7 protein-coding genes are annotated in these 9258 nt (G+C 35.2%); 1 reads left to right on the forward strand and 6 read right to left on the reverse strand.

Annotated elements, in window-relative coordinates; translation table 11 throughout:
* Positions 1-317: 317 nt before the first annotated feature.
* The 6 genes from F6K15_RS36500 to F6K15_RS36525 all read right to left on the reverse strand — a co-directional run bounded on the left by F6K15_RS36500 (position 318) and on the right by F6K15_RS36525 (position 7190).
* Positions 318-1484 carry an NDP-sugar synthase gene (locus F6K15_RS36500; RefSeq protein ID WP_293070820.1) on the reverse strand — a complete coding sequence of 389 codons (1167 nt, stop codon included), beginning with the start codon at positions 1482-1484 and terminating at the stop codon, positions 318-320.
* Positions 1485-2262: 778 nt separating this feature from the next.
* Positions 2263-3108, reverse strand: coding sequence for a segregation/condensation protein A (locus F6K15_RS36505; RefSeq protein ID WP_293070822.1), 846 nt, complete (start codon positions 3106-3108; stop codon positions 2263-2265).
* A gap of 217 nt (positions 3109-3325) precedes the next feature.
* The gene (locus F6K15_RS36510; RefSeq protein ID WP_293070824.1) at positions 3326-3700 is read right to left on the reverse strand and encodes a LapA family protein; all 375 of its coding nucleotides are present in this window, start codon (positions 3698-3700) and stop codon (positions 3326-3328) included.
* A 165-nt stretch (positions 3701-3865) separates the two neighbouring features.
* Positions 3866-4612: a DUF3153 domain-containing protein gene (locus F6K15_RS36515; RefSeq protein ID WP_293070826.1), complete on the reverse strand. Its 747-nt coding sequence runs from the start codon at positions 4610-4612 to the stop codon at positions 3866-3868.
* A 2-nt stretch (positions 4613-4614) separates the two neighbouring features.
* A complete protein-coding gene (locus F6K15_RS36520) occupies positions 4615-5922 on the reverse strand; it encodes a TldD/PmbA family protein (protein WP_293070828.1) in 1308 nt (435 codons plus the stop codon).
* Between the two features lie 920 nt (positions 5923-6842).
* A complete protein-coding gene (locus tag F6K15_RS36525) occupies positions 6843-7190 on the reverse strand; it encodes a single-stranded DNA-binding protein (RefSeq protein ID WP_293070830.1) in 348 nt (115 codons plus the stop codon).
* Positions 7191-7956: 766 nt separating this feature from the next.
* Here F6K15_RS36525 and F6K15_RS36530 point away from each other — a divergent pair.
* On the forward strand, positions 7957-8958 hold the full coding sequence (locus F6K15_RS36530; RefSeq protein WP_293070832.1) for a rod shape-determining protein: 1002 nt from the start codon (positions 7957-7959) through the stop codon (positions 8956-8958).
* Positions 8959-9258: the final 300 nt, after the last annotated feature.

Genomic DNA, 9258 nt, shown 5'->3' on the forward strand with positions numbered 1-9258 from the left:
CGAGGGGTGGGTTGTCTCCAGTATAGCTGTCTCCTACAAAGAGCAAAAAGACTTTCCATAGGCAAACCCTAATTACAAATTAACCGTAAGCATTCAGTATTAAGCATTCAGCATTTCCTACAGAATGCTGCGCAAACAGATACATGAACATATTCAAGAAATTACTAAGGTTAGCTGAAGACATTTTTTTTATAAGTTTTAATTCTCCTTGGAGACTAATTCCTATTTTGAGCTGATAATGAGCTAACAACTCATAGCTGTTAACAAAGTTCCGACCATAGGAGGCTAGCTGATAGCTGATGGCTGAATGCTTACAATTAACCGCCATTTTCCTGCAAAATATCCTTAATAGTTTCATGTTCAGCAGGAGGATCGCAAGGGAAAGGATGACGAGTATCAGTAATTAGCCAATCAAGAGCAGCAGCTTGAACATCAATAGATGCTCCAGTCTTATCCACACAATAGCGACCAAATACTAACTTATCAATCAAACGAACTCCTGGGCCTAAACGGGAATATTCAAAAATGACACTACTGCTAACAGTAGCTCCACTACAAATCCAGCAATTCGGACCAATCATGCTAGGCCCAACAATTTTTGCGCCATCTTCAATTCTGGCCATACCACCGATATATACAGGCCCTTGGATATCCACCTTATCCCAATTTACTGCTACATTTAAGCCAGTATAAATTCCTGGAAATACCTCCTTACCAGGAATAGAAACATTTTTCACTTGCCCCATAAGTACATCCCTAATTGCTCGCCAGTAATCAGGTACTTTACCAATATCCACCCATTCAAAATCCATAGCCACACCATAAAAAGGTGCTCCTATTTCGACCAATTTCGGAAATAACTGACTACCAATATCAAATTCCACACCAGATGGAACATAATCAAGCACTTCTGGCTCAAAAATATAAATACCAGTATTAATATCGGTACTAAGAGCTTCTTCAACTTTTGGTTTTTCCTGAAAAGCTTTAATTCGCCCTGTTTCATCTGTCACCACAACACCATAACTAGAAACCTGTTCGCGAGGAATAGATTTCATAATCACAGTAGCCAAAGATCCTTTTTCTTTGTGCCACTTGAGAGCTGCTGTCAAATCCAAATCAATTAAAGCATCACCACAAAGAACAATAAATGTATCATCAAAGTAAGGATGAAAATCTTGAATTCGTTTCATTCCACCAGCAGAACCCAGTGCATCCCCAATCAAGTTTCCATCCTCTATTCGCCCTTCAAAAGAATAAGCAATATGTACCCCAAACCTCTGACCATCACGAAAATAGTCTTCTATTTCTTTGGCTAAATGGCTGACATTGACCATAATCTGGTCAAAACCATGTTGACGAAGTAACTCTACCAAAAATTCCATTACTGGTTTTTGCAGAATAGGAATCATTGGTTTCGGAATGCGATAAGTAATTGGACGAACACGAGTTCCTTTACCAGCTGCCAGAATCATGGCCTTCATTTAAGTTTCCTCCACCTTGAAATGTCAAAAATACTTATATTTGTGTTCTCAACTAACACTATTCACTCCGTTAAAATTTCAGATTAACAGAGAGAAAAGCAAAATGAAAATTTTTCACTTTCCCTATTGAAAGGTAGATCGATAAATTTTTATCTACCAATATTTTGTTTATATTTTGGCTAAACATTCAACTAATGGACACATTTTTATCACTGATATGTATAAATACCGGAGAAATAATTTTCCTTGGACGTTTTCTAATTTTCAGCTTGATGGCTTTAATTTAACTAGGAGGAAGAAGAAAGAGGCAAAAAAGAAGAAGGTTGAGTAATTTTTTGACACCGTGTAACCCTATCCTTATATACAAGCTTTGGAGAGTAAGGGGGTCAATTTTCAACTTTTTAAATTAGATTAAATGGCGTTCCTGATTTGAGGTATGAAATTCAACAATGAAGTGAATTTTCAGCCAAAACAATAGTGCAAATTATACCTATTTCTTTCTATTTAGTCACTGAAAAACTCCTTTCTACCTACTGACTCCTGACTCGGTCCTCCTGTGAAATCATACATTTATTCAGCAACGCCGATTAAATATAGTTGGAGATTGACCACAACTATATGCTGTTAACTTCATTTCCTGCTTCTTACTTCCTTTAAATATAGAGATTTTAAGTGTACATCATTATACTACGCTTTTTTTCAGAGAAAAGTTAATGAATAAGAGTTTTATTCAGATATAAATTCAAGTTCCAAATTTTGAGTTTTAGGAAAGAAGGCATTAAACATTCTTCTCTAAAACCGATCGCCCCTCGGAAGTGGATGAAATAGTACGGATTCTAATATCTTGATAAAATTCTTCTTGAGATAACTCAACTTTAGACTGAGCAGAAAGGAGTAGTAATGCCCAAAATACACCTACTCGGTCATAATTGACTTGGACATGAGTATGTTCATTTTCAGCTTTGGACTGTAATACTGAGGACCACAATTCCAAAAGGCGATCAAATTCAAAGCAACCTTCACTGCTCTGTGGTAATTTTTCTAGAAGGAACTTTTCTAAGTCACTAGCTGTATCTACTAAATTTTCCTGGTGGGCTAATTCTGCAATTGCTCTGGCAGCTTGCTCTCTTGCTTTTGAGCTAGTTTTGCGAGTACGGGGACGTACTTTTCTATCTTCTATAGTAGATTTGATCAGTTGTAACTGATCGATTAATTCTTGAAGGGTGACTCGACGTTTGCGTGGGGAAGGAGCAACAGCACGACGACGCAATTGTTGTTCTAGTTTTAGTGGTATTTTTGGTGTTTCAAAAGTTTCTGCTTCTGGAATTTGGACTTCTTCAGATATCTCTGAATTAGTTTCAGATGATTCTGAATTAGCTAAGTGATCTGCTTTGAGCCATACTAATATAGATGCGTATAAAAATGCTTGACCTGACTGAGACAAATTTGTAAAGTCATCACTTGCAGAAATATTTGACTCCGGAGTTAGTTTACTTAAGTAGCGGTCTATTACGTCAATTACTTGAACATCCCAAGGATTAATTTCTCCCTTTTCTGCTAAGTTTGTGAGTAAAGCAATTCCTTCTGAAACTGTTTCTGAAACTTGAGGAATTCCAACTGTCATGTCTATAGTTTTTTCCTATACTTTATATAAATAATTCTCAGATTAACTTGGAAATTTGTTAACCTAAGAACTCGCACTTTCTAGTAAGCGCAGGACTATTTAGAGTAACTAATTTGAAGAATGCAAAGGTTAGTATGATTCAAATACAAATATCCATATAGAAGAAGATGTCGATCGCTCTCAAGCTATATTTCTGCTACCTTAACTAATTATGGTTTTATTTAGAAGCTTCTGCTTCAGTAGATTTCACTGTTTCAGATAAAGTTTCTGCAGCAGGTAAACTAGCTCTTTGAATCAGTTCCTCTTGATAGCGTTCCATGTTTTTTTCTAATTCCTTAATGCGTTTATTTCTGGTACGAATTTCTCGCATTTCTCCAAAAGTTGTGATGGTACGTTGCACTCTTGACCACAAGTTAAATACCCATGCCAAAATAGCTCCTAACCCTGTGGCAATTACAAGTTCTACAGATAATGGTGCTTCGACTTCAACGCCTTGAATAAGTTTGATTGTAGTTAATTGGGTATTCTGTAAACTGAATAAAACCAACGCTAAACAAACTAAAAAAATCAGCAAAAAATTAATCGGTCTCATTATTTTTGTTTTGATTTATTTTGATAACTACCGATACTTAACTTATACCAGATAAAGTATAGATTGACAATATATTTGACAATGTTGATGCAATAGCTTGATTTTTTAACCCTCAAATTTTAGGATATATGGCGATATGTGGTATTAAAATAAATGTCGATTAATCTATTTATTAATAATTCCTAAAGCGGGCAGTACTTGATATTTTAAAGCTATACCTAAATAAACAAATAAACCAATTAATATTGTACCTATTCCTATGGGACTAGGAATCCAAAACACTACATCTAATGAGTTTGATTCTCCTGGATTTAATTTCCAGACAATTTCTTGATCGTTTAGATAAGTTATTGTCTCATTTTCAGTTGCTTGAATATTGCTAAAACCCCAAGGTGTAGTTAATTGAAACTCTAAATCTAATAACTCATCTGGATTAACTATAACTTTGCTATTAGATGTAGATAACTGTAAATCTAAATCAATGCTTAATTTATTCCGCAGAGCTAAAAATAAATTATTTTGACTTACTTCAATATGAGATTCTAATTTAGGTAAATCTGCTGTAATATCGGCAGCAGAATTGTCAGATTCTTGTGCATCTATAGGTTTAAAAAATTGATTAAATTTTTCTTCTAATTCAGCACCATTATTAAAAGGGATTGTAACTAAAATTTCTTGAGAAGATATTTTTTTTGTTTTTCCTTGTAATTTACCAACTCTAGTTTCTATACTTTTTAACCATTCAGAAACTATCGTCCCACTGAAATTATTTAACTCATCTGCTAGTTTAATATGCTGTACAATTTCACCATGATTTTGGCTCTCAAAATTTATTCCCACTTCATATTGAACGCATCCATTCAATAGTAAAACTGCTAAAAAACTAATCAAAATAACTTTAAGCACTTTCATATCTAAGCCTCCCTTGTTGCTACACCTAAATTTTGAAATACAATACATGGTAAATAATAACTATTGCCAACTAATTCAGGAAAATTGCTTATATCTACCAAATTTTGAAATCCTTCAAAAATATTGCCTGCCACCATTGTATTCTTAACTCTACCCGTTATTTCACCTTTTTCTACCTTATAACCTAAATCTAAATTGACAGAAAATTCTCCTGCTAATTGATTAGATTGACCCCCTCCTAATACCCGGTCTACTATTAAACCTTCTTTTATATTACTAATCAATTCTTTTTCAGAAGCTTGCCCAGGACTAATACTTAAATTTACTAAACTAGGAGTTGGTTGAGATAGTCCATCTCGGAAACCATTACCAGTGGACTTGCATCCACCACGAGCTGCCCATTGTTGGTCCCAATAGAAACTTTTCAAAGTGCCTGCTTCTATAAAAGTCTTGACCATAGTTGGAATACCTTCGTCATCAAAGGAACAAGCATCAGGTCCTATATTTGGGTCTTCAAAGAGAGTAAAGCGGGGGTCAAACATAGTTTCTCCCACTTTATGGGTAAGAGGAGAAGCTTTTTGTACGACAAGCTGTCCAGATAAAACAGTTTTAAATAATCTAGCGATCACCTTTCCTAGTGCTGTGGGAGTAAAAAATACGGGAAAATTACCAGTTGTAATCTTAGCTGAATTTTCTGCCCATTGATATTTTTGGATTAATTTTTCTAGTAGTTTATTGATATCTAAAGGTAGCTCGGTTACTACGTCTGAAGTAGATATTTGCAGAAAGTCTTCATTCCGAACTAAGTTACCGGAAATACTAACATTAACTAACTGATTAAACCTTTGAGCATAAACATCAGTATTAGTCAAAACTTTAATATTTTTGTTCCGAATATTAAAGTCTATATTAACTAGAATATCAGGATTATAATTATGAATCCTTTCAATAATTTCTTGACCAGAATTAATTAATTCATTAACTTGAGGTAAATTACACTCTAATTTTGGGTAATTAAAATTGCATGAAGAAGCAAATTGAAATTGTGCAATATCGCTAACTTTTGCTGTTTGAATTGCTCCCTCAACTAAATCCTCAATTCTCGTCAAATCTGTAGAACTAGCAAAACCTAATCTACCTTGATAAATTAATCTGAGAGCTACTCCTTGTTGAGCCTTAGTTTGTAGAGATTTTAAACGATTATTTTCAAATTTTATTGGTGTTTCCTGAGTAGACAAATAGTAAATTTCTACAGCTTCAGCTTTATTAGTAGCTAATTTAAGAATTTGCTCTAGAGTAGACTCACTCATAATAGACATCTGCGGAGTAGGGGAGTAGGGGGAAATAATGGATAATGGATAATTATTCGGTAAAAAAAAGTTAATATTAGTTAAGCTTATATTTTCCAAAAAATATATTTGTAATTTAAACTGAATTTTCCAAAAAAAGTTTAAATGAGCTATTTAGGGGGAAAAATAGGGGTAAAAAGGGTACGATAGCGCTTCTTTTGGCCATTTATCAAAAGCATTGATATGTAAGGAATACATCAGCATTGATTTGAAGGAAATTTTGGTGTATTTTTGAAGTAAGTGATTCGCTCTGCGTAGGTGCTTATAAAAATGAAAGATAAAGATAATAAAAATAAGTGAGTGGGAGTGCGATCGCGCTAGCGTAACGTAGTTTGATCGCGTAGCGGAACAGAGTTCTATCACGTTTGTGTAGCATGACCTAGGAAAGCGGAACGGAGTTCTATATGGATGGCCAGAAAAAAGGAAAACAATAACTTGTAAAAGTTGTCATAGTAAACAAGTGAATGTCTTAGGATTAATGAATCGTAAAAACGAATTATGTTACGAAATAGTCAAGGGGTATATTAATAGTGAAGTTGTGATAAATTTTTTGGATAAATTTAGTCATAACTTGCCCAAAAAAAACCGTAGTAATTATAGACAAAGCTTCAATTCATACAAGCGATCGCATACTGAATAAATTAGAAGAATGGAATTCTTGCCTACCTATTCACCAAAACATAACAGAATAGAAATATTATGGAAATTTATCAAATATAAGTGAATTGAAGTAGAGGATACCCGAAAACTGGAATAGCTTACTTCAATATCTCAAAAAAGTGCTTGATAATTTAGGAAAGGAATATGTAATTAATGTTGCTTATGCACTTAATTATTAATTATTAAATACTCCCCTACTCCTAACTCAAGAACTTATAAAATTAAAATTCATCGTAACTTTGTGCATCGTCACGTTTAGAGCCTAATAATTCTAGTTGATCTACTCTAATGACAGGTTTAGAACGACTTGCCCCCGTGTTACGATCTTGCCAATATTCAAATTTCAAGGAACCCTTTATCCCTATCAATTTACCTTTACGAACATAGTCAGCAGCAATTTCCGCCGTTTTGCCCCACATCTCTAAATCAAACCAGTCTGGTTGGTCAGTCCTTTTAGAACGACGATCTACAGCCAAAGTAAATTTACAAACTACACTACCTGACTCAAAATATTTAACCTCTGGGTCTCTACCTGCCCTACCAACCAAAGTAACAACATTTAGACTCATAAACTATATATATTAGTAATTAAATTCTAGTCATATTAATTACAAGAGTATCTTAAGAAGACTAATTATTCAACCATCACTCAAATCTAACACATCCTCCGGATTCTGTCCTTATCATGTAGCACTATAAAATCAGGGACAGTTAAATTTGCTCACATCACTTCTTTTATAGAACCCATTTGAGGTCGATTTAAAAAGAGATGGGGAGATAAGGAGTTGGGGAGATAGGGAACTGGGGAGTATTGTTCAACCTTATTTTCCCTTATACCTTCCCTCTACCTCCTAACTCCTGACTCCTAACTCCTGACAAAAAAACTGAATCACCGACAAAGATATGATCGGGGGTTCTATAGTCCTGATAGACTGAGGATTGACTACTCCCCGGACTCAAGTCACGGGGATTCTAAGTAGATGCTACGCAACAGGATAAATCCCTGTTGATTCGTCTATACTTAGCTGACCAAAGATATATTCTTTGGGGACAATTTCATTGTGCCCCTACACAGTCGGCTAAGGCCAATGCCTAGCGTTCTGCTTACTTTTTGTTGATGAAAATGGCACAGGACAACTAAAGTTGTCTAGTCTAAACGACTCTCTTGTTTTCATCCCCCGGTTAAAACACGGGAGCTTTCAACGTCGCTTTTTGGTAAAAACAGAATAGAGTGCCTCAGCTATATTTATTGATAAATTATTACACAAACTAAGATTGAATTTTGGGGGTCAAAAGTCAGTGGGTTGGATAAATCGCTTTTCTTTGTCTCGGGACATGGGAATTGACTTGGGTACTGCAAATACCCTTGTATATATATCCGGTAAAGGTATTGTTCTTCAAGAACCATCTGTGGTAGCTATTGACCAGGAGCAAAAAACTTCTATAGCAGTAGGGGAAGAAGCGAAAAGGATGCTGGGGCGAACTCCAGCTAATGTAATTGCGGTCAGACCTTTACGGGATGGGGTCATTGCTGATTTTGATACAGCAGAATTAATGCTAAAGCATTTTATTAGAAAAGTCCATGAAGGAAAAACCTTGGTATCTCCAAGAATTGTAATTGGCATTCCGAGTGGAGTAACTGGTGTAGAAAGAAGAGCTGTAATGGAAGCTGCAGCTCATGCTGGTGCGAGAGAGGTACGATTAATTGATGAACCGGTTGCTGCTGCTATTGGCGCAGGGTTGCCTATGGCTGAACCTACAGGTAATATGATTGTGGACATTGGTGGGGGAACGACAGAAGTTGCTGTTCTAAGTTTACAAGGTACAGTTCTCAGTGAATCTGTCCGTGTAGCTGGAGATGAATTGAATGATGCTATTACTCAGTATATGAAAAAAGTCCATAACTTGGTAATAGGCGAGCGGACTGCTGAAGATATCAAGATTAAATTAGGTTCAGCTTATCCGACTCCGGATGACAATGAAGCAACAATGGAAGTTAGGGGTTTACATTTATTATCAGGTTTGCCCAGAACTGTAACTATCAAATCTGCGGAGACTAGAGAAAGTATGACAGAACCTTTATCAATAATTGTAGAGGCAGTTAAGCGAACTTTGGAACGTACTCCTCCTGAACTAGCAGCAGATATTATAGATAGAGGTATTATGCTAGCTGGTGGTGGTGCTTTATTAAATGGGATAGATACTTTAATTAGCCATGAAACTGGTATTGTTACTCATATTGCAGCAGATCCGCTTTCCTGCGTAGTTTTGGGTACTGGTCGTGTCTTGGAGAATTTTAAACAGCTTGAAAGGGTTTTTAGTGGACAGATTCGCTAAAATTAGGCTATTTTATCGCAAAATTATAGGGATTAGAAGGTTAATTATTTGTATTTCTTAGTTTTGTCTTTATTTTACAGAACTTTTGATAATTTTGAGGTATAGCAAAAGGAAGAAGAAAGAAGGAAGAAGAAAGAAGAAAAAATTTGTGTTGTCTGAGTTTTAAGCTTTTAATCCCACATTCCGCACGTCAAGAGCGTAACATTAAAAGTAGTATAAAAATCTGTAGCTTAGTAAGTATTTATACTTTGCATTTCATCTCAATTACTTTTTTCGTTCATTAAATTCCGAGTAAATAAT

Origin of the sequence: Okeania sp. SIO2B3 (assembly GCF_010672525.1) — a bacterium.
Taxonomy (GTDB): Bacteria; Cyanobacteriota; Cyanobacteriia; order Cyanobacteriales; family Microcoleaceae; genus Okeania.